The sequence below is a fragment of the Ruegeria sp. BJ3 genome, from assembly GCF_056535665.1.
Genome location: NZ_JBQFIT010000001.1, coordinates 2,845,239 through 2,863,612, shown reverse-complemented (window position 1 = coordinate 2,863,612; position 18,374 = coordinate 2,845,239). Strand labels below are relative to the sequence as shown.

The window sequence follows — 18,374 nt, the reverse complement described above, 5'->3', positions numbered from 1 at the left end:
GATGCCCGTCCTTGCCCTGATCGTCATCGGCGCCGCAGCCGGATTTCTGGCCACCCGCCTGATGCGGATCGAGGCGGACATCCCCACCACCCTGCTGATCGGCATCGCCGGGGCCGTCGTGGGCGGGCTGATCATGCGCGCCTTGCTGACGGTCATGGGCTGGATGCCCGGATTCGTCGGCGCGGTGCTGGGCGCGCTGCTGCTGATCTGGATCTGGAAGACCTATTTCCGGCGTTGATGCGGCAGGTCGAAGCCGCGCTAGACAGTGCTTTGGCAATCAACTAGGCATCGGCAATGAAAAACTATTTCTTGCCACAAGCTTATAACAACGCATGGGCCAACCACCGAATTCTGGAGGCTTGCGCGCAATTGCCCCCCGAGGAACTGGCGAAGCACCGTACTGGTTTCTTCCCGTCCATCATCGAGACTCTCAATCACATTTATACGGTTGATCTTTTCTACGTCACCGCTCTGGAAGGCCGGCCAATGGGATTGGACGCCTTCGACCCGGAAACTCCCTATCCCGACTTGCCCGAGCTTTCGGCGCACCAACGCGCCATCGACCAACGTTTCGTGGATGTTTGCCGCGATGAGAAGGTTTTGGATGAAACTGCGCGCGTCAGGATTCCACGTGGGGACGTAGTGCAAGTCGAGCGGTACGACCGCACGATCCTGCACTTGCTGCAGCACCAGATTCACCATCGGGGACAAGTGCATTCGATGCTTTCGGACACGATGATCGCTCCGCCGCAACTGGATGAATTCTTCATGGAGTGGGAGGCTGACAGATCGCTGCGGGCCGAAGATTTCACATCTCTGAACCTGACCGAGGAAGAGGTCTGGCGCGGCCTCTAGCTCCGCGGCGGGCGTGCCTTGTAGACCGGCAACTGCCAGCCGAACAGCAGCGATCCGGCCCTCAGCGCCCAGCAGGACAGCGCGCACAGGCCCAGCGCCAGAAGCGTCTCCAGCCCCAGACGGGTGGCCACCACGGCCACCAGCGCACCGGTGAAAGCGCACGAGACATAAAGCTCGCCCTGTTTGAGCACCAGCGGCACCTCGTTGCAGACCACGTCGCGCATCAGCCCGCCAAGGCAGCCGGTGGTCACACCCATCAACACCACGATCACGCCCGACTGACCCAGCGCCAGCGCCGCGCCCGTTCCCGCGGCCACGGCGATCGACAGCGCGAAACTGTCCAGCCAGACCAACCAGTTGTAGCGGCTTTCGACTAGATGCGCGGTGAAGAACACGACCACCGCCGCCGCCACTGCGATCAGGATATAGTCAGGTTGGCCCACCCAGAAGACGGGGTGCCGATCCAGCAGCAGATCACGTACCGTGCCACCGCCCACCGCCGTCAGGCAGGCGATGAAGGCAAACCCCACAAGATCCAGCTGTGCCCGGCTGGCCACCAGCGCCCCGGTCAGCGCAAAGACCAGAACCGAGGCATAGTCCAGCAGGGCCAGACCGCTCATGTACGGGCCTTTTTCGGCTTGAACGGGGCCATGCCCGCGCGTGCCAGTTCGTCGGCGCGTTCGTTTTCGGGGTGGCCGGCATGGCCCTTGACCCATTCCCAGGTCACGTCATGGCGCTGTTGGGCTTCGTCCAGCCGTTGCCACAGGTCCACGTTCTTGACGGGCTTCTTGCTTGCGGTCTTCCAGCCGTTGCGCTTCCACCCGTGAATCCAGCCGGTCACCCCGTTTTTCACGTAGGCGCTATCGGTCACAATGGTAATTTTCGAGGGCCGCTCCAGTGTCTCGAGCGCGCTGATCGCGGCCAGCAGCTCCATCCGGTTGTTGGTGGTCTCGGCCTCGCCGCCGTTCAGTTCGCGCTCTTTCAGGACGGTTTCTCCATCCATCGCCCGCAGCAGCACGCCCCAGCCTCCGGGGCCGGGATTGCCGGAACAGGCACCATCGGTATAGGCAAACAGATCAGGCATGGGCCAGCACCAGAATGAAACCGTCATAAGAACCGGCCAGCCCCTTTCCCATACCGGTGGTGACACGGTCTATGACGAACCCGGCCTCGATCAACGCGGTCTCGATCTCGGGGCGCGTGAAATAGGTGTAATAGCGGTCCAGTTCGTCGCGATGCTCTCCGGTGCCCAGTTTGAGGCCCAGAAAGAACACGCCGCCCGGCTTCAGGGCCTGGTGGATGGCGGCCAGGTGTCGAGGGAATTCGGCGCGCGGGGCGTGCAGCAGGGAAAAGCTGGCATAGAACCCATCGTATTCGGCCGTTTCGGTCACGTCGTCGAACGTGCCCAGATGCGCGTCCACGCCATTTGCGCGGGCGTGTTCGACAAAGGCCGGTGTGGCGTCCAGCGCCCGAACCCGCAGCCCCTGGCGCAGAAAGAAACCGCTGTCCGAACCCGGACCCGACCCCAGATCCAGCACCAGCCCGTCGCCGACCGCCTGCGCGAATGCTGCGCGCGCCTCGATCTGTTCGGGCGGCAGCGGCACTTTCAGATAGTCGTCCACACGGGTTGTGTAGGCGTCGATGGTTCGTTTGTCGCTCACAGGAATACTCCAACGGCCAGGCAGGCCAGTACGACGGCGCTCAGCAGCAGCCGCAGTTTCATCCACCAGCGCGGGGTCAGGCCCCAGGACCAGAACAGCGCGTCCAGCACCAGCAGCCCGGCGAAGCCGATCATCAGGTTGGTGCCCGCGTCGACCGGCCCGCCGCCGGTGGTGAAGAACGCCCACAGCGCCGGCAGGACCGACAGCCCATAGCACAGCGCCGCCCGACTGCCCGATGTCTTTGTGGCAAAACCCCATAGAACGCCGGACATAAAGCTGAGGATCACCGCACCATAGAACAGCTGCACATAGGGCCCCACGAACCGGGGACCCAGCGCGCGGCTGCCCCAGTCGTTCAGGTCTCCGCTCAGGTAGGTCAGCGCGCCCCAGACAAAGGGGATCAGACCGGCCAGGCCCAGAACCAATGGTGCGCGGGGGATGCCGCTCATGCGGGCACGCGCAGAATGCGGGGCACCTTGAACTCGACATTCTCGGTGGCGGTCTCGACGGTTTCGACGGTCACGTCATAGCGGTCGCGGAAGGCGTCGATCACCTCGTTCACCAGGACCTCGGGCGCCGAAGCCCCGGCGGTGAGGGCGATGCTGGAAATCCCGTCGAGCGCGCGCCAGTCGATGTCGGAGGCCCGCTGCACCAGCTGGGCATAGGTGCAGCCCGCCTTGGACGCCACCTCGACCAGGCGGCGCGAATTCGAGGAGTTGGGCGCGCCCACCACCAGCAGCGCATCTGACTTGGGTGCGACGGTTTTCACCGCCTCCTGGCGGTTGGTGGTGGCATAGCAGATGTCTTCCTTGTGCGGGCCGACGATGGCCGGGAACCGGTCCTGCAGCGCAGCCACGATGTCGCGCGTGTCGTCCACCGACAGCGTGGTCTGGGTGACGAAGGCCAGTTTTTCAGGGTCGCGGACCTGCACCGCGGCCACATCGTCAACCGTCTCCACCAGCAGAACTTCGCCCTCGGGCAGCTGGCCCATGGTGCCGACGGTTTCAGGGTGGCCCTTGTGCCCGATCATGATCATCTGCAACCCGGCCTCGGCGTGGCGCTGGGCCTCGATATGGACCTTGGACACCAGCGGGCAGGTGGCGTCGACATAGATCATCTCGCGCGCGGCTGCGGCGGCGGGCACCGATTTGGGCACGCCGTGGGCGGAAAAGATCACCGGCCGGTCATCGGGGCATTCGTCCAGCTCTTCGACAAAGACGGCACCCTTGGCGCGCAGCCCGTCCACGACGAACTTGTTGTGCACGATCTCGTGCCGGACATAGACCGGGGCGCCCCATTTCTGCAGGGCCATTTCCACGATCTTGATCGCGCGGTCCACGCCGGCGCAAAACCCGCGCGGGGCGGCCAGATACAGGGTCAGGGGGGGCTTAGTCATGCGTCTGTCTCCTTGAAAGGGACAGGTAAGGCTTTTCCACCTGTTGGTCCAGTCAGGACAGCCTTGTCATCATGCTGACATGAAGTCCTGTTAGCCAATACCCGTTTGAGCACGGGTTCTTGATTAAAGAAGCGCGGCCAGGACAAAAAGTCCTGACCGCGCGATTGCTCCACATGTGTGAGTGGTGGATGGCGGAGTTCTTATTTTCCTGCGACGGCTACCGTACGCGGTTCATCGGACACGTCCCGCGGAGGGCGTCCGATCACGTCGCGCAGGTCGTCAAGCTCGATGAAATTGTCGGCCTGACGACGCAGCTCGTCCGAAATCATCGGCGGCTGGCTGCGGATGGTCGAGACGACCGAAACGCGCACGCCCTGACGTTGCAGGCTGGCAATCAGCGGGCGGAAATCCCCATCACCCGAAAACAGCACGATATGATCCACGCGCGGCGCAAGCTCCATGGCATCGACAGTCAGTTCGATGTCCATGTTCCCCTTGACCTTACGGCGCCCCATGCTGTCGGTGTATTCCTTGGCCGGCTTGGTCACCATGGTGAAGCCGTTGTAGTGCAGCCAATCGACAAGCGGACGGATCGGTGAGTATTCGTCGTTTTCTAGCAGCGCTGTGTAGTAGAAGGCTCTGAGAAGCTTGCCTCGACGCATGAATTCCTGGCGAAGCAACTTGTAATCGATGTCAAACCCCAGTGCTTTTGCGGCGGCGTACAGATTCGAGCCGTCGATGAACAGCGCAAGCCGTTCGTCCTTGTAAAACATTAATTTGTCCTTCCGGTATCGCTCAACGCGCGGAGGTGTCTGTGAGTGAAAAAAATAAATTCGCGCATTGATGCCTTTAAAATAGGCTATTTGACCTGTATCGCAAGTATTCTCTGAACGGAATACGGGGATAAAAGTGGTCAAATCCATGTCAAAAGTGGTCGTGGCGTTGGGGGCAAATCTCACCTTGAGAGGAAACGGGCCCAAGGTGACACTCGCGCAGGCTCTCGAGGTCATGGAGGCCAAGGGGCTGGTGATTCGGGCCAAAAGCCGGCTGTTTTCGACCCCCTGCTTCCCTGCGGGCGCCGGCCCGGACTACGTGAACGCAGCCGCTGTGATCGAGACGGAACTGGATCCGCGCGGTGTTCTGGACCTGCTGCACGAGGTCGAGGCCGAGTTCGGCCGCGCCAGGGTTCAGCGTTGGGGTATGCGCACACTTGATCTTGATCTTGTCTGCTGGGACGACCGCGTTCTGCCGGACCTGGACGGATACCGCCGCTGGTTGGATTTGCCGATGGACCAGCAGGTGCGATCCGCGCCCGAACAACTGATAGTGCCGCACCCGCGCCTGCAGGACCGGGCATTCGTGCTGGTTCCGATGGCTGATGTCGCGCCCGATTGGCGCCATCCGGTGCTGGATTTGACCGTCCGGGAAATGATCGGACAGCTGCCTGCGGACGAGGTTGCCGCCGTAACCCCTCTCTGAGCCGCCAATGCTGGGCATTTCCCGCTTGTCAAGGCAGAGAATCGCGCTTAGATAAACCCCTTCCTGACACGGATTCATTTGTGGAGAGCGCCTCATGGCCCGCGTGACGGTCGAAGACTGCGTAGACAAGGTACCGAACCGGTTCGAACTGGTGATGCTTGCCGCCCATCGTGCGCGCGAGATTTCCACTGGCGGATCGATCACCGTTGACCGCGACAACGACAAGAACCCCGTCGTGTCTCTGCGCGAGATTGCAGAAGAAACCCAGACGGCGGACGAGCTGCGTGAACGTCTGATCGAGGCCAACCAGACCCAGATCGAGGTCGACGAGCCCGAAGAAGATCAGATGGCGCTGTTGATGGGTGCAGAGTCGGACAAGCCGGCAGATGACGACATGTCCGAAGAGAAACTCCTGCGTGCCCTGATGGAGGCCCAGGGGCAGGGGTAAGCCCTGCAAGCGAAGGTGCGGACCGGATGATTTCTGTTGACGACCTGATTGCGCTGGTCCGCAACTACAACCCCAAGACAAATGCAGATCGCATCGCCCGGGCCTATGAGTTCGGACTGCAGATGCATGAAGGGCAGTTCCGGCATTCGGGCGAGCCCTATTTTTCGCATCCCGTCGCAGTCGCCGCCATTCTGACCGAGCAGCGTCTGGACGATGCCACGATCATCACCGCACTGCTGCACGACACGATCGAGGACACCAAGGCCAGCTACTCGAAGATCGCCGAGCTGTTCGGCGACGAGGTGGCGATGCTTGTGGACGGCGTCACCAAGCTGACCAACCTGCAGCTCTCCAGTCGCGAAACCAAGCAGGCGGAAAACTTCCGCAAACTGTTCATGGCCATGTCCAAGGACTTGCGGGTGATCCTGGTCAAGCTGGCCGACCGGCTGCACAACATGCGCACGATCAAGGCGATGCGCCCCGAAAAGCAGGTGCAGAAAGCGCGCGAAACGATGGACATCTACGCGCCGCTGGCCGGCCGGATGGGCATGCAGTGGATGCGCGAAGAGCTTGAGGACCTGGCGTTCCGCGTCCTCAATCCCGAAGGCCGCCAGTCGATCATCCGCCGCTTCATCACGCTGCAGCGCGAAACCGGTGACGTGATTCACCGGATCACCGGCGACATGCGGCACGAGCTTGAGAAAGCGGGGATCGAGGCCGAAGTCTTTGGTCGCGCCAAGAAACCCTATTCGATCTGGCGCAAGATGCAGGAAAAGGATCAGGGCTTCTCTCGCTTGTCCGACATCTATGGCTTCCGCATCATCACCCAGACCGAAGAAGACTGCTATCGCACCCTTGGGGCCATCCACCAGCGCTGGCGCGCGGTGCCGGGACGGTTCAAGGACTATATCAGCCAGCCGAAATCGAACGGCTACCGGTCGATCCATACGACGGTCTCGGGCCGTGACGGCAAGCGGGTCGAGGTGCAGATCCGTACCCGTCAGATGCATGACGTCGCCGAGACCGGTGTTGCCGCGCACTGGTCCTATCGTGACGGTGTGCGGACGGAAAACCCCTTTGCGGTCGATCCGGCGAAGTGGATCGCCAACCTGACCGAGCAGTTCGATACCGAGGAAGACCACGAAGATTTCCTCGAGGCGGTCAAGCTCGAGATGTATTCGGACCAGGTCTTCTGCTTCACCCCCAAAGGCGATGTGGTGAAACTGCCGCGTGGTGCGACCCCGATCGATTTCGCCTACGCGATCCATACGCGCATCGGCCATGCCTGTGTCGGGGCCAAGGTGGACGGTATTCGCGTGCCGCTGTGGACGCGGCTCAAGAATGGCCAATCGGTCGACATCATCACCGCCGACGGCCAGACACCGCAGGTTACGTGGCTCGAGATTGCGGTGACTGGCAAGGCCCGCACCGCCATCCGCCGCGCCCTGCGCGAGGTTGACCGTGAACGGTTCATCAAACTGGGGCGCGAACTGGTCCGCGCGGGGTTCGAGCATGTCGGCCGCAAGGCGACCGACAAGGCATTGGAAACCGCCGCCAAACACCTGCGCATCAAGAACAGCGATGAGTTGCTGGCCCGCGTCGGCAGTGCCGAACTGACCGCCCATGATGTGGTGGCCGCGGTCTATCCCGACCTGACCCGCGACGAGGGCGAAGCAATCCCCTTGCGTCGCGCCGTGATCGGGCTTGAGCCGGGGCAGGGGTTTGAACGCGCGCCGTGCTGCCAGCCTTTGCCGGGCGAACGCATCGTGGGTATCACGTCTCGGGGCAAGGGCGTGGTGGTGCATTCCATCGATTGCGATCGCCTTGCCGAATTCGAGGATCAGCCGCAACGGTGGGTGAATCTTCACTGGCATACCGGCACGCATCCGGCCGCTTACGGCGCCACGTTGGAACTGACCATCGGTAATGACGCCGGCGTGCTGGGACGTATTTGCACATTGATCGGCGAGAAAAAGGCCAATATCTCGAACCTGGAATTCGTGGACCGGAAGCCCGATTTCTATCGTCTGCTGATCAGTATCGAGGTGCGGGATCTTGAACAGCTGCATTCGCTGATGCTGATGCTCGAGGCGGAAAGTGACGTGGCTGCGGTCGAACGGTACCGGGACATGACAAGCGCTGCGGTCGCAGCTGGCTGAGAAGGGGTGATCAGGAGTGGTTTTCAAGCGCCGTGATCGCCGCTCGGTACTCCAGGTCCTGTCCGAGTTGGTGTATCCTCGCGGCGGTTGGACCCGCGCCTTCCACTATGTCAAACACCGTGTCCGTCGTCTCCCGGATTCGCCCGAGCGCATTGCCCGTGGGGTCGGGGCCGGGGTGTTCGCGTCCTTCACTCCTTTCTACGGCCTTCATTTTCTGGTTGCCGCGGTCTTGGCCCGGCTGCTGAACGGCAACATCCTTGCCGCGTTGAGCGGCACGTTCTTCGGCAACCCGCTGACCTACGTTCCGATCGGCGTGGTCTGCCTGCAAACTGGGCATTTCCTGCTGGGCACCGAATACGAAGAGGGTGACACCAAGGGACTGATGGGCAAATTTGCCAGCGCGATGGGGGACCTCAAGGATAACTTCCTGGCGATGTTTTCCGATCGGGTCGCTGATTGGCACGGGCTGTCCCAATTTTATGACCACGTGTTCTTTCCCTACATGATTGGCGGCATCATTCCCGGCATCGTGGCCGGCGTGATCTGCACCTATATCAGCCTGCCGGTGATCCGAACCTATCAGATGCGGCGCCGCGCAAAGATCAAGGCGAAGTTCGAAGAAATCAAACGCTTGGCCGAAGCAAGCTCTGCCGTTCCCCGACCAAACCCGATAGGCTCGGGCGACGCGAGAAAAAAGGATTCGAAGGATGTCTGACACCCCTCTGCGCCTGGGCGTGAATATCGACCATGTCGCCACCGTGCGCAACGCCCGTGGCGGCGCCTATCCCGACCCGCTTCGCGCCGCAAAGCTTGCCGAAGAGGCCGGGGCCGACGGCATCACCGCGCACCTGCGCGAAGACAGGCGGCATATCTCGGATGCCGATATCGACGGGCTGATGGAGGTTCTGTCGGTTCCGCTGAACTTTGAAATGGCGGCTACGGATGAGATGCAGAAGATCGCTCTGTGCCACAAGCCGCACGCGGTCTGCATCGTCCCCGAAAAGCGCGAGGAACGTACCACCGAAGGTGGCCTGGAAGTCGCGCGCGAGGAAAACCGTCTGGCGCATTTCATCGCGCCCCTTCGTGACGTCGGTTGCCGGGTGTCGATCTTCATCGCCGCAGACCCCAAGCAGATCGAGGCCGCCCACCGCATCGGCGCCGAAGTGATCGAGCTGCACACTGGTGCCTATTGCGACGCCCATGCCGAGGGTCGGGTGGACGACGCGCAACGCGAACTGGAGGCGCTGCGCAAGATGTCGGCCTTTGCCCATTCGCTGGGCCTCGAAGTGCATGCCGGCCATGGCCTGTCCTATGACACGGTCCAGCCCGTTGCCGCCTTCCCCGAAGTGCGCGAGTTGAACATTGGTCATTTCCTGATCGGCGAGTCCATCTTCCGGGGTCTCACCCCAGCGATTCAGGAAATGCGCCGCCTGATGGATGAGGCGCGCCAATGATCCGCTGCCTTGAAGCCTCCTTCTTCTGGATCTCCCGATGCGCTTGAACATTCCCAGGTTTCTTGTCGTCTTCGTAATCACATCGATTGCGGTCCCGGCTGTTTTGTTTGGCGTTTCGGCGGTGTTCGGAATCGACTTGTCCAGCAGTTTCCTGCCGTTCATCCCCTTTTTGGCCGCTGCGACATTCGAAGGACACCGACAGGTTCAGACGCACAAGACCATGCCGGGCAGCGGCGACATGTGGAGCGCCGCACTATGGATGGGCATCGTCGGCATGTTGACCAACCTTGTCATGGCTGGGCTGTTCTTTCTTGTCGTTCCGGGCATGTCCGAGGGATTGGCCGGTATCCCGGTGAACTTTTTGGTGATCGGTTTCACGATCACCTTTGTCGTGGCGTTTCTCATTTCGCGGCTATTCCTGTGGGTGGGCGCCCGGTCGGCGTTCAAGGCTCTTGAACGGGCAAAGAAAGAGTCGAACTCATGATACTCGGCATCGGTACGGATCTTGCGAATATCGAGCGCATTCAGGGCACGCTTGATCGGTTCGGTGACCGGTTCCGCAACCGTGTCTTCACCGAGACCGAGCAGCGCAAGGCCGAGCGCCGGCGGGATACGGCCGGAACCTACGCCAAGCGCTGGGCCGCGAAAGAGGCGTGCTCCAAGGCGCTGGGCACGGGGCTGCGCATGGGCATCGCTTGGAAGGACATGGCTGTCACCAATCTGCGCACCGGTCAGCCCGTCATGCATGTGACCGGCTGGGCCGCGGAACGGTTGAAGGAAATGACGCCCGAAGGACACGAGGCGATCATCCACGTCACCTTGACCGACGATCATCCATGGGCGCAGGCCTTCGTGGTGATCGAAGCGCGCCCGCTTGGTGATCCCGACGCAGCGGCCTTGACACCCCCGCGACCGCGCCGCATGTAAGCCCCCGAGCCGAGCAAGGACTGGAGAGCAGTATGGCCGAGCAAGCCAAATCCGGAAACGCCATCTGGGAGACGATCAAGACAATCGTCTATGCCCTGCTGATCGCGGGCGTTTTCCGCACTCTGTTCTTTCAGCCGTTCTGGATTCCGTCGGGGTCGATGAAACCCACGCTGCTGATCGGTGATTTCCTGTTCGTCAACAAGATGGCCTACGGCTATTCCTACGCGTCCTGCCCCAGCCTGATCATCCCCAGCGTCGGGCTCGATGTCGATGCCGAGGACATCTGCGGCTGGATGGGGGGCGACAATACCCGACTGCTGGGCGGCGAGCCTGAGCGTGGCGACGTCATCGTGTTCCGCCATCCGGTTTCGGGGCGCGACTACATCAAGCGCCTGATCGGCCTGCCCGGAGACAAAATTCAGATCAAGGATGGCGTGGTCTACATCAACGGCACCGAAGCCAAGCAGACCCCGGATGGCACTTTTACCGAAATCGCCGAGCCTCAAGGGCCTCAGCGCCTTCGGCCGCGCTGTGAAAATGGCCCGGTCGGCGTCGGCGGTACCTGTGAAAAGACCCGGATGATCGAAACGCTGCCGGGCGGCGTGTCGCATGAAATCCTGAATATCGGCAATCAGAGTACCGACAACACGGGTGTCTACACCGTGCCGGAAGGGCACTACTTCTTCATGGGCGACAACCGTGACAATTCCAGTGACAGCCGCGTGCCACAGGTCGCAGGCGGCGTCGGCTACGTTCCTTATGAAAACCTGATCGGTCGAGCCGACCGCATCATGTTCTCGTCCGCCGGGCGTTCGATGCTGTTCTTCTGGACCTGGCGCGGTGACCGGTTCTTCAAGGCGGTCAATTGAAGCTTTCGGCCGACATGAAGGCGTTCGAAAAACGTCTTGGACACAGGTTCTCCAACCCTGAACTACTGGTTCGGGCACTGACACATGGTTCGGTCTCGTCTTCGACACGTCCAGACAACCAGCGGCTCGAGTTTCTGGGTGACCGTGTGCTGGGTCTTGTGATGGCCACCGCATTGCTCGAAGCGGACCAGAAGGCCACTGAAGGCCAACTGGCCCCCCGTTTCAACGCATTGGTGCGCAAGGAAACCTGTGCCGACGTTGCCCGCCAGATCGATATCGGCGCGGTTCTGAAGCTGGGTAGGTCAGAGATGCTGTCGGGCGGGCGCCGCAAGCAGGCGCTGTTGGGCGACGCGATGGAGGCAGTTATCGCCGCGGTCTATCGCGATGCCGGTTTTGAGGCCGCGCAGAAAGTGATCCTGTCGCTGTGGGGTGACCGGATCCACACGGTCGAAGCGGATGCGCGCGATGCCAAGACATCGCTTCAGGAATGGGCGCAGGCGCGCGGGCAGAAACCGCCCGCCTATGTCGAGATTTCACGAAGCGGTCCGGATCACGCCCCCGTTTTCACTATCGCGGCCCGGCTGCAGGACGGATCCGAGGCCCAAGCAACCGCCGGCTCCAAACGTCAGGCGGAACAGGCGGCCGCGCAAGCTCTGCTGGATCGTCTGACAAGCTGATCTCTTCGATCGCGGCGTTGCCTGCTCTTCATCTGTCCGGGAATGTCCGCAATGGCTGGCCACCTATCACGAACCGCGTCAGCAACCGCTAGACCTTGCGACTCAAACGACCCGCAGGAACCCGGTCAGCCCGGTCTTCTGATGTTCGATCACATGGCAGTGAAAGGCCCAGTCGCCCGGATTGTCTGCGACCAGCCCGATTTCAACGACCTCGTCCTTCAACAACAGCATGGTGTCGGTCACCAGCGGCGGCAACTCTCGCAGGTTTGATCGCAACGGCACAAAGACCAGCCCGTGCAGATGGATCGGATGCAGGTTCGGAGATTCATTGCGCAGCCTCAAGACATAGCTTTTGCCCAGTTCCAGCGTCGCCAATGGCGCGACATCCGAGGAAGCATCTCCGGACCAGGGAACCCGGTTGATGGACCAGAAATTGTATCCAAGAGACCCGCAGAACCCATTGTCCGGCAGTTCACCTTCTGGCGTCCATCCGAAGACGAATTCGTGCACCTGAGCTTTGCCGAGATCGGGCAGGGCGACCGGGTTCTTCGGCAAAGGCTTCAGTTCTCTCAGGTCTCGACTCGCGGATTGCCCGACCGATCGCAGGCTGGCCATCGTCCTCAAGGGCTGACCGGGCAGTTTGGCCACAAGATCGACCTGTGCCCCTTCGCCGTCTGGCATCGCAACGGCAAAATCCACACGCTGACCGGGGCCCAACAGCAGGGGATCGTCGGCACTCGGCATCGGTAGTTCGGCGGTGACCGGGTGACCGTCCCACGCGATGACCTGCGCGTTTCCGTCCGTCAGGTGCAACTTGTAGATCCGGGTCGTATCCGAATTGAGCAGTCGCAGCCGCACGAGGCTGCCGGCGGCGTGGTCATAGACTGGATGCTGGTGCCAGTTCGCGGTCTGCACATTGCCGAAAGTTCCGGCTCTGGCCGCGCCCCGCTGGGTGTAGGCTGGCAGAAATGCCCCCGTCTCGTCCAGGCGAAAGTCCCGCAGGTTGATCACTTGCTCGCTGTCGAACCCGACGTCTTCAGGCTCGGCGATAACCATCACTCCGGTCAGGCCGTGCGCCATCTGCTCCATCGTCATGCAGTGCGGGTGATACCAGTAGGTTCCGGCGTCTGGGGGCGTGAACTCGTAGGTGAAGCTTTCGTTCTGTCCCAGGGGCATCTGGGTCAGATAAGGCACACCATCCATATCATTGCGGATGCGCATCCCGTGCCAGTGCATCGAGGTATAGTCGGACAGAGTGTTTTTGACCGTCAGTCTCATCGCTTCACCCTGACGTCCAAAAAGGACGGGCGGAGGAGCGTCGGGGCTCAGGCTGACCATTCCTTGCGTAGGCTGGTCCCGAAACATGTAGCTGGCGCTTTGAACCACCAGTTCCTGATCGGAGCTATTGGACGCGAATGCAAGTCCACCCAAGCCTGCGGCCCCCATTGCGGCGCCGCCCGAAAAAAAAAGAGACTCCCGTCGTCTCATGCCTGATCCTCAAGATGCGGGTCTGCGGCCTGGCTGGGATCGGCTTGGCCTGTGCGCCTGTCCTGCCATTCCCGTACCGGCCCGGCAATGCGACAAATGCCTCTGGCCCGCTGTGCCTTTCTGCGATAGGGATGCGCACTTGAAAACAGGATCACCACACAATGACGACACGCGCCGGATTCATCGCCCTGATCGGAGAGCCCAACGCAGGCAAATCCACCCTTCTGAACCGCATGGTCGGGGCCAAGGTCTCGATCGTGACGCACAAGGTGCAGACAACGCGTGCCCGGATCCGCGGCGTCGCGATGGAGGGTGATGCGCAACTGGTCTTCGTCGATACGCCGGGTCTGTTCAAACCCCGCCGCCGGCTTGACCGCGCGATGGTCGCGGCGGCCTGGGGCGGGGCGGCCGATGCCGACATCATCGTACTGATGGTCGAGGCGCATCGCGGTATCACCGAAGGCGTCGAGCGCATCCTGGATGGCCTGTCCGAGATCGCGCAGGGCCGCAAGGTGGCGCTGGCGATCAACAAGATCGACCGTGTCGAGGCCCCCGCGCTGCTGTCTCTGACCCGCGACCTGAATGACCGCTTCCCCTTTGCCGAAACCTTCATGATCTCGGCCGAAAAGGGCCACGGCGTCGAAGACTTGCGTGCCTGGCTGGCACAGCATCTACCCGAAGGCCCCTGGCTTTATCCCGAAGACCAGATCGCCGATCTGCCGCTGCGCATGATCGCGGCCGAGATCACGCGCGAAAAGCTGACCCTGCGCCTGCATCAGGAACTGCCCTATCAGCTGACGGTCGAGACCGAGAACTGGGAGGAGCGCAAGGATGGTTCGGCCAAGATCGACCAGGTCATCTATGTCATGCGCGACGGCCACAAGGGCATCGTGCTGGGCAAGCGCGGCGAGACAATCAAGGCCGTCAGCCAGGCCGCTCGGGCCGAGTTGGAGGAATTCCTTGATCGCAAGGTCCACCTTTTCCTGCAGGTGAAGGTCCGGCCCAACTGGCTGGAAGAGGCCGAGCGCTACTCGGAAATGGGGCTGGACTTCAAAGACGGCAACGCATGACCCGCCTGACTGCCGAGTTCTGGGTCCACGCCTACCTAGCCCGGCTGCGCCTGCACGAGATCCCCGCCTTTGTCGTATCCCATGGCGACGACACTGCCGGCGCGGTTCTGGTCAAGCTCAACACGCTCGACGGCAATGCCACCGCCTTTCAGCGCAGCTTCGACCTGCTCAGCGGCGCACGCAAATGGATCGAGCTCGCCACAGGTCCCGAAGCCGAGGTGGACGAGGCCATCGCCCGTCAGCGCAGCTTTGACTCCGATCTCTGGGTGATCGAGGTCGAAGACCGGCAAGGCCGGCATCTGTTGAACGAGGAAGGGCTGGACTGAGACCTGGACCTTTCAGGTCTGCCGATACAGCGCATTACGTCCGAATTTTCCGCGCAATTCATAGCCGTTTTGCTCCAGTTTGCCCGCAATATCGACCGACCAGAACCGTTCGTGCTGGAGTTCGAAAAAAATCGCCTTGGGTTTCTGGGTGGCCGAGGCTTCGGTGATCAGCGGGGCAAGCACCCGGTCTTCCTGGCCCTCGACATCCACCTTGACCAGATCGATCGGCGTATCCGGGTCGGATGGCAGAAACTCGGTCAGCGTCCGCACCTGAACCGATATACCGTTGGCGCCGCGCATCGGTTCGCCCAGTCTGGCCAACCCCAGGTTTCCCTGCGCTGGCACGAACAGCTCCATCTCGCCGCTATTGTCCGAAACCGCGCAATCATGGACCCGGATACAGTCAAATGCGTTCAGGCGGATGTTTTCTTCCAACCGCGCCCGCATGACAGGGTTGGGTTCGAATGCGTGGATCACCGATCCAGGCGCCGCGACGGCTGCCAGGCGAAGGGTGTGAGCCCCGGCATTGGCGCCAACGTCATAGGCAACGATCGGGCGGTCTTTGGGCAGGTCTTTCAGAATATGCCGCAAAGCACGTTCTTCTTGGGTGCGCCCCATGCGCCAGATCTGAAATTCCGTGTTGTTGTCGGCGGGATGAATACGCATCCGGCACCCGCGATAATCGACCTCGGTGGGTTTCAATTCGCGGCGGATGCGTTTCCTGATCTTGTTGGGGGTGTCCGGGTCATTGAAGATGTCGCGCAGAAGGTAATTCGGCCAGTCCATGGCATTGGATCCCGTTTTTGTTCCCCGTTCCGAGTGCTTTCTATCAGTCGGATCTGCATTGAAAAACACTTATTCCTATTTCCTGATCGGGCCGTTCCGCGTCTGTCAGGATGCTCCGGGCACCCACAAAGGCGACAGCGCCAGCCAGACGCCCGCGAACATGGCGATCCCGCCCAGGTTCACCCAGATGTGCCAGATCGCATAGCGGTAGGGCAGCGTCTTGCGGGCGTAGAACGCGGTTCCGATCACATAGCAACCCGACCCGGCCAGAATGCACCACAACGTCGCCACCGGTAGGCCCCGCAGATCGGGCAGGGCCAACAGCCCCAGCGCGCCCAACCCTAGGTAGGATGCCGTCGACCAGCGCGATTTCACTGTCTCGTTGGTGATCTTGTTCCAAACCGCCACCGCCGTCAGCGCCCAACACACTACCAGCAGGCCCAGGGTCCAAGGCGTTCCAGCCAGTACGAAGAATGGCGTGAAGGTGCCCGTAATGCTGGGATAGATCGCCGCGTGGTCGATGCGCCGCAGCAGTGTGCGCCGCTCGTGCAGCGGCAGAAAGTGATAGGCCCAGGACGCCAGGTTCGACGCTAGCGCACACAAGACGTAAACCACGACGGCGGCCACCAACGCGGCTTGCAGATGGGTTGCCGCCTTAGCTACCAGCAAGCCGCCCGCAATCAAGATCAACGCCAGGCCCACTGCATGCACCGTCATGTCCGCGCGGCGGAAGGCGGGAGAAATGCTGGGAAAGGTCGCGTCGGTCATGTCTGGTCTCGTGGCTGCCTGTTCTGGGTAATGCCGCCCTGGGTCCAGGTCCACAATTCCGGCACGTCAGCCGGCGTCTTCCGATTGAATTTGCTTCTTTCCGCGCCGCGCTCTACCGTCGCGGTCCGACGCGACCTCAAGGCAACCCAAGGGCCCCGCATGGACTGGCGCGACCATGGCATTCTTCTGACCGCCCGCCGCCACGGCGAAACCGCGGCCATCATTGAGGTGTTCACCGAAACCCATGGCCGCCATGCGGGCGTGGTGCGCGGGGGTGCCAGCCGCAAGATCGCTCCCATTCTGCAACCTGGCGCGCAGTTGGACGTGCTGTGGCGGGCGCGGCTGCAGGAACATATCGGCACCTTCCAGGTCGAGCCGTTGCGCTCGCGCGCGGCGGCGGCGTTTTCGGGGCGGCTGGCCCTGTCGGGGCTGAACGCGGTCGTGGCGCTGCTGTCCTTCTGCTTGCCCGAACGCGAACCGCACCCCGGCATCTATCGACAGACGGAACAGCTGATGGATCTGCTGGGCCAGGACGAGATCTGGCCGCTGGCTTACCTGCGCTGGGAACTGGCCCTGCTTGAAGAGCTGGGTTTTGGGCTGGACCTGACCCGCTGCGCCGTGACCGGCACGACCGAGGGGCTGGCCTATGTCTCGCCCAAGACCGGCCGGGCGGTCAGTGCCGAAGGGGCCGGGGATTGGGCCGACCGCCTGCTGCCTCTGCCGCCGGTGCTGCGCGGGCAGGGGGCCGCCCCGGATGACGAGATCGCCGCCGGGCTGCGCACGACCGGCTATTTCCTGGCGTATCGCGTGGCGCCATCGCTGGGTCACACGCCGCTGCCCGAGGCTCGTGCCCGTTTTGTCGATCAGTTCACTCGGCGGCTTTGAACACCATCTCGTGCCCGTCCTCGTTGCGCAGGATCAGCACGTCGCCCGACACCTCGGACTGCGTCATCGCCAGCAGCGCGGCGAAATAGAATCCTTCGGCCTCAAGCCCGGCGCAGGCGGCGCGGGTGGCGGTCAGGTCGGTGATTTCGAACCACGGATAGGGCGCGTTCAATGTGCCCGAGTAGCTGTTGCAGGGCGCGTTGCCTGCAATCTTGCCGTCTTCGGGAAAGCGCAGCAGGGCGCTGGCCTCATAGGGCTGGCCGTTTACTTCCTGCAGCACCCAGGTGCGGTCGGCCGCGCCATAGGCGGCAACGCTTTCGTCGCGGTCACATTGCAACAGGGCAAGGGCGGGCAGGATCAGGCTCAGACGCAGCATGAGGGCTTTCTATCGCGACTTTGGCGTCATTGCGCCAGCAGTTCGGCGCGCACCTCCATCCGAGGGCGCCAGTTGTAGCGCGTGTCCTCGCGCACCGGCGCCCAGAACAGATCACCCCCGTTGCGCCAGCCGTCCAGCACGATCGCGTCATAGGGCCCGTCACCCTTGGCACTGATCGCGGCGGAGTGGTGGATGATGCGGAACGGGGTCGGCGGCGAAGTGATCCAGTGCAGGTCCAGCGTGCGGAAGTTCTCTTGCCGCAGCCGCTTCAGGATGTCCTCGGCCCAATCATTGCACAGCCCGCGTTCGCGAAAACCGTTGATGACCTTGGCGTTGTGGATGATCGCCGGATCGGTGACCCGGTACTCGGCCCTCAGCTGCAGCGCATAGTCATGGGCGATCTGCGCCGCGCGGGCGGCTTCCTGCGGATCGACATCGGGGCCGAGGTTCTGAATGGCGCGGGTCAGACCGGCAACATCGCCCGAGGTCGTGCCGGACGGCGTGCTGCATCCCGCGATCAACAGGCCAAGAACAAGGATCAGAAAGCGCGCCATGGTTTCTCCGCAAGGCTTGTTCGGGCATCTGCATTGCGGCGGCGCAGCATGATGCGGTTCGCAGGCTACTTAGCCGAAACCGGTGCCTGAACCCAAGGCATATTTTGTTCTCCGCCGGAGCGTACGGTCCAGATCAGGGATGTACAATCCGGAAGATCGGGGCCCGAGAACCTGTTTGATTTGTACAAAAGAAAAG

25 protein-coding genes are annotated in these 18,374 nt (G+C 62.1%); 14 read left to right on the top strand and 11 right to left on the bottom strand.

Annotated elements, in window-relative coordinates; translation table 11 throughout:
* The first annotated feature begins 1 nt into the window (after position 1).
* Positions 2 to 238 carry a GlsB/YeaQ/YmgE family stress response membrane protein gene (locus ACR3EL_RS14330; protein WP_149776373.1) on the top strand — a complete coding sequence of 79 codons (237 nt, stop codon included), beginning with the start codon at positions 2 to 4 and terminating at the stop codon, positions 236 to 238.
* Positions 239 to 294: 56 nt separating this feature from the next.
* Complete coding sequence (locus tag ACR3EL_RS14325) at positions 295 to 855, top strand: DinB family protein (protein WP_170342685.1); 561 nt, start codon at positions 295 to 297, stop codon at positions 853 to 855.
* On the opposite strand, the gene ACR3EL_RS14320 is transcribed toward ACR3EL_RS14325, so the two are convergent.
* The 6 genes from ACR3EL_RS14320 to ACR3EL_RS14295 form a co-directional block, all read right to left on the bottom strand.
* A complete protein-coding gene (locus ACR3EL_RS14320; protein ID WP_093965252.1) occupies positions 852 to 1,475 on the bottom strand; it encodes a trimeric intracellular cation channel family protein in 624 nt (207 codons plus the stop codon). The genes ACR3EL_RS14325 and ACR3EL_RS14320 overlap by 4 nt on opposite strands.
* Positions 1,472 to 1,939 carry a ribonuclease HI gene (gene rnhA / locus ACR3EL_RS14315; RefSeq protein ID WP_170342684.1) on the bottom strand — a complete coding sequence of 156 codons (468 nt, stop codon included), beginning with the start codon at positions 1,937 to 1,939 and terminating at the stop codon, positions 1,472 to 1,474. The genes ACR3EL_RS14320 and rnhA overlap by 4 nt, the downstream gene beginning before the upstream one ends.
* Positions 1,932 to 2,516 carry a class I SAM-dependent methyltransferase gene (locus ACR3EL_RS14310; protein ID WP_480722050.1) on the bottom strand — a complete coding sequence of 195 codons (585 nt, stop codon included), beginning with the start codon at positions 2,514 to 2,516 and terminating at the stop codon, positions 1,932 to 1,934. The genes rnhA and ACR3EL_RS14310 overlap by 8 nt, the downstream gene beginning before the upstream one ends.
* A complete protein-coding gene (locus tag ACR3EL_RS14305; RefSeq protein WP_170342680.1) occupies positions 2,513 to 2,965 on the bottom strand; it encodes a DUF3429 domain-containing protein in 453 nt (150 codons plus the stop codon). Before ACR3EL_RS14305 ends, ACR3EL_RS14310 begins: the two co-directional genes overlap by 4 nt.
* A complete protein-coding gene (gene ispH / locus ACR3EL_RS14300; protein ID WP_170342679.1) occupies positions 2,962 to 3,912 on the bottom strand; it encodes a 4-hydroxy-3-methylbut-2-enyl diphosphate reductase in 951 nt (316 codons plus the stop codon). The genes ACR3EL_RS14305 and ispH overlap by 4 nt, the downstream gene beginning before the upstream one ends.
* A gap of 200 nt (positions 3,913 to 4,112) precedes the next feature.
* Complete coding sequence (locus tag ACR3EL_RS14295; RefSeq protein ID WP_093965260.1) at positions 4,113 to 4,685, bottom strand: LabA-like NYN domain-containing protein; 573 nt, start codon at positions 4,683 to 4,685, stop codon at positions 4,113 to 4,115.
* A gap of 136 nt (positions 4,686 to 4,821) precedes the next feature.
* Between ACR3EL_RS14295 and folK the strand changes: the two genes are divergently transcribed.
* From folK to rnc, 9 genes are all read left to right on the top strand, one after another.
* Positions 4,822 to 5,391 (top strand): 2-amino-4-hydroxy-6-hydroxymethyldihydropteridine diphosphokinase, encoded by a 570-nt coding sequence (gene folK / locus ACR3EL_RS14290; protein WP_409233607.1) that lies wholly within the window; start codon positions 4,822 to 4,824, stop codon positions 5,389 to 5,391.
* A 94-nt stretch (positions 5,392 to 5,485) separates the two neighbouring features.
* Positions 5,486 to 5,839, top strand: a complete 354-nt coding sequence (gene rpoZ, locus ACR3EL_RS14285; protein ID WP_093965263.1) for a DNA-directed RNA polymerase subunit omega — start codon at positions 5,486 to 5,488, stop codon at positions 5,837 to 5,839.
* Between the two features lie 26 nt (positions 5,840 to 5,865).
* Positions 5,866 to 7,998, top strand: coding sequence for a RelA/SpoT family protein (locus tag ACR3EL_RS14280; RefSeq protein WP_170342675.1), 2,133 nt, complete (start codon positions 5,866 to 5,868; stop codon positions 7,996 to 7,998).
* 16 nt (positions 7,999 to 8,014) lie between these two features.
* Entirely contained in the window at positions 8,015 to 8,713 is a 699-nt protein-coding gene (locus ACR3EL_RS14275; RefSeq protein ID WP_170342673.1) for a DUF2062 domain-containing protein, read from the top strand.
* Positions 8,706 to 9,452: a pyridoxine 5'-phosphate synthase gene (locus ACR3EL_RS14270; protein WP_170342672.1), complete on the top strand. Its 747-nt coding sequence runs from the start codon at positions 8,706 to 8,708 to the stop codon at positions 9,450 to 9,452. Before ACR3EL_RS14275 ends, ACR3EL_RS14270 begins: the two co-directional genes overlap by 8 nt.
* Before the next feature lie 37 nt (positions 9,453 to 9,489).
* Positions 9,490 to 9,936 carry an ABZJ_00895 family protein gene (locus ACR3EL_RS14265; RefSeq protein ID WP_170342659.1) on the top strand — a complete coding sequence of 149 codons (447 nt, stop codon included), beginning with the start codon at positions 9,490 to 9,492 and terminating at the stop codon, positions 9,934 to 9,936.
* Positions 9,933 to 10,379 carry a holo-ACP synthase gene (acpS, locus tag ACR3EL_RS14260; protein WP_093965271.1) on the top strand — a complete coding sequence of 149 codons (447 nt, stop codon included), beginning with the start codon at positions 9,933 to 9,935 and terminating at the stop codon, positions 10,377 to 10,379. Before ACR3EL_RS14265 ends, acpS begins: the two co-directional genes overlap by 4 nt.
* 32 nt (positions 10,380 to 10,411) lie before the next feature.
* Positions 10,412 to 11,248, top strand: a complete 837-nt coding sequence (lepB, locus tag ACR3EL_RS14255; protein WP_170342658.1) for a signal peptidase I — start codon at positions 10,412 to 10,414, stop codon at positions 11,246 to 11,248.
* The gene (gene rnc, locus ACR3EL_RS14250; RefSeq protein WP_170342656.1) at positions 11,245 to 11,925 is read left to right on the top strand and encodes a ribonuclease III; all 681 of its coding nucleotides are present in this window, start codon (positions 11,245 to 11,247) and stop codon (positions 11,923 to 11,925) included. The genes lepB and rnc overlap by 4 nt, the downstream gene beginning before the upstream one ends.
* Positions 11,926 to 12,027: 102 nt before the next feature.
* Here the strand turns inward: rnc and ACR3EL_RS14245 are convergent, their stop codons facing one another.
* A complete protein-coding gene (locus tag ACR3EL_RS14245) occupies positions 12,028 to 13,371 on the bottom strand; it encodes a multicopper oxidase family protein (protein ID WP_480722462.1) in 1,344 nt (447 codons plus the stop codon).
* A gap of 203 nt (positions 13,372 to 13,574) precedes the next feature.
* Between ACR3EL_RS14245 and era the strand changes: the two genes are divergently transcribed.
* Together era and ACR3EL_RS14235 are read left to right on the top strand one after the other, a co-directional pair.
* On the top strand, positions 13,575 to 14,483 hold the full coding sequence (era, locus tag ACR3EL_RS14240; RefSeq protein ID WP_170342652.1) for a GTPase Era: 909 nt from the start codon (positions 13,575 to 13,577) through the stop codon (positions 14,481 to 14,483).
* Positions 14,480 to 14,809, top strand: coding sequence for a DUF1491 family protein (locus ACR3EL_RS14235; RefSeq protein ID WP_170342650.1), 330 nt, complete (start codon positions 14,480 to 14,482; stop codon positions 14,807 to 14,809). The genes era and ACR3EL_RS14235 overlap by 4 nt, the downstream gene beginning before the upstream one ends.
* A 12-nt stretch (positions 14,810 to 14,821) precedes the next feature.
* On the opposite strand, the gene ACR3EL_RS14230 is transcribed toward ACR3EL_RS14235, so the two are convergent.
* A complete protein-coding gene (locus ACR3EL_RS14230) occupies positions 14,822 to 15,595 on the bottom strand; it encodes an FkbM family methyltransferase (RefSeq protein ID WP_170342648.1) in 774 nt (257 codons plus the stop codon).
* Between the two features lie 105 nt (positions 15,596 to 15,700).
* A complete protein-coding gene (gene trhA, locus ACR3EL_RS14225; RefSeq protein ID WP_170342646.1) occupies positions 15,701 to 16,363 on the bottom strand; it encodes a PAQR family membrane homeostasis protein TrhA in 663 nt (220 codons plus the stop codon).
* A gap of 159 nt (positions 16,364 to 16,522) precedes the next feature.
* Here trhA and recO point away from each other — a divergent pair, with 159 nt between their 5' ends.
* Positions 16,523 to 17,248 carry a DNA repair protein RecO gene (gene recO / locus ACR3EL_RS14220; RefSeq protein ID WP_170342645.1) on the top strand — a complete coding sequence of 242 codons (726 nt, stop codon included), beginning with the start codon at positions 16,523 to 16,525 and terminating at the stop codon, positions 17,246 to 17,248.
* On the opposite strand, the gene ACR3EL_RS14215 is transcribed toward recO, so the two are convergent.
* Together ACR3EL_RS14215 and ACR3EL_RS14210 are read right to left on the bottom strand one after the other, a co-directional pair.
* Positions 17,232 to 17,624, bottom strand: coding sequence for an META domain-containing protein (locus ACR3EL_RS14215; protein ID WP_170342644.1), 393 nt, complete (start codon positions 17,622 to 17,624; stop codon positions 17,232 to 17,234). The two genes, recO and ACR3EL_RS14215, sit on opposite strands and share 17 nt — an antisense overlap.
* A 26-nt stretch (positions 17,625 to 17,650) precedes the next feature.
* Complete coding sequence (locus ACR3EL_RS14210; protein ID WP_170342642.1) at positions 17,651 to 18,178, bottom strand: hypothetical protein; 528 nt, start codon at positions 18,176 to 18,178, stop codon at positions 17,651 to 17,653.
* Positions 18,179 to 18,374: the final 196 nt, after the last annotated feature.

Coding starts and splice junctions, on each gene's coding strand:
- lepB (WP_170342658.1), top strand. CDS start 10,412: ATGGCCGAGCAAGCCAAATCCGGAAACGCCATCTGGGAGACGATCAAG.
- ACR3EL_RS14280 (WP_170342675.1), top strand. CDS start 5,866: ATGATTTCTGTTGACGACCTGATTGCGCTGGTCCGCAACTACAACCCC.
- ACR3EL_RS14270 (WP_170342672.1), top strand. CDS start 8,706: ATGTCTGACACCCCTCTGCGCCTGGGCGTGAATATCGACCATGTCGCC.
- ACR3EL_RS14215 (WP_170342644.1), bottom strand. CDS start 17,624: ATGCTGCGTCTGAGCCTGATCCTGCCCGCCCTTGCCCTGTTGCAATGT.
- trhA (WP_170342646.1), bottom strand. CDS start 16,363: ATGACCGACGCGACCTTTCCCAGCATTTCTCCCGCCTTCCGCCGCGCG.
- ACR3EL_RS14230 (WP_170342648.1), bottom strand. CDS start 15,595: ATGGACTGGCCGAATTACCTTCTGCGCGACATCTTCAATGACCCGGAC.
- ACR3EL_RS14295 (WP_093965260.1), bottom strand. CDS start 4,685: ATGTTTTACAAGGACGAACGGCTTGCGCTGTTCATCGACGGCTCGAAT.
- acpS (WP_093965271.1), top strand. CDS start 9,933: ATGATACTCGGCATCGGTACGGATCTTGCGAATATCGAGCGCATTCAG.
- ACR3EL_RS14245 (WP_480722462.1), bottom strand. CDS start 13,371: ATGGGGGCCGCAGGCTTGGGTGGACTTGCATTCGCGTCCAATAGCTCC.
- ACR3EL_RS14210 (WP_170342642.1), bottom strand. CDS start 18,178: ATGGCGCGCTTTCTGATCCTTGTTCTTGGCCTGTTGATCGCGGGATGC.
- rpoZ (WP_093965263.1), top strand. CDS start 5,486: ATGGCCCGCGTGACGGTCGAAGACTGCGTAGACAAGGTACCGAACCGG.
- era (WP_170342652.1), top strand. CDS start 13,575: ATGACGACACGCGCCGGATTCATCGCCCTGATCGGAGAGCCCAACGCA.
- recO (WP_170342645.1), top strand. CDS start 16,523: ATGGACTGGCGCGACCATGGCATTCTTCTGACCGCCCGCCGCCACGGC.
- ACR3EL_RS14330 (WP_149776373.1), top strand. CDS start 2: ATGCCCGTCCTTGCCCTGATCGTCATCGGCGCCGCAGCCGGATTTCTG.
- ACR3EL_RS14265 (WP_170342659.1), top strand. CDS start 9,490: ATGCGCTTGAACATTCCCAGGTTTCTTGTCGTCTTCGTAATCACATCG.
- ACR3EL_RS14235 (WP_170342650.1), top strand. CDS start 14,480: ATGACCCGCCTGACTGCCGAGTTCTGGGTCCACGCCTACCTAGCCCGG.
- ACR3EL_RS14320 (WP_093965252.1), bottom strand. CDS start 1,475: ATGAGCGGTCTGGCCCTGCTGGACTATGCCTCGGTTCTGGTCTTTGCG.
- rnhA (WP_170342684.1), bottom strand. CDS start 1,939: ATGCCTGATCTGTTTGCCTATACCGATGGTGCCTGTTCCGGCAATCCC.
- ispH (WP_170342679.1), bottom strand. CDS start 3,912: ATGACTAAGCCCCCCCTGACCCTGTATCTGGCCGCCCCGCGCGGGTTT.
- ACR3EL_RS14325 (WP_170342685.1), top strand. CDS start 295: ATGAAAAACTATTTCTTGCCACAAGCTTATAACAACGCATGGGCCAAC.
- ACR3EL_RS14305 (WP_170342680.1), bottom strand. CDS start 2,965: ATGAGCGGCATCCCCCGCGCACCATTGGTTCTGGGCCTGGCCGGTCTG.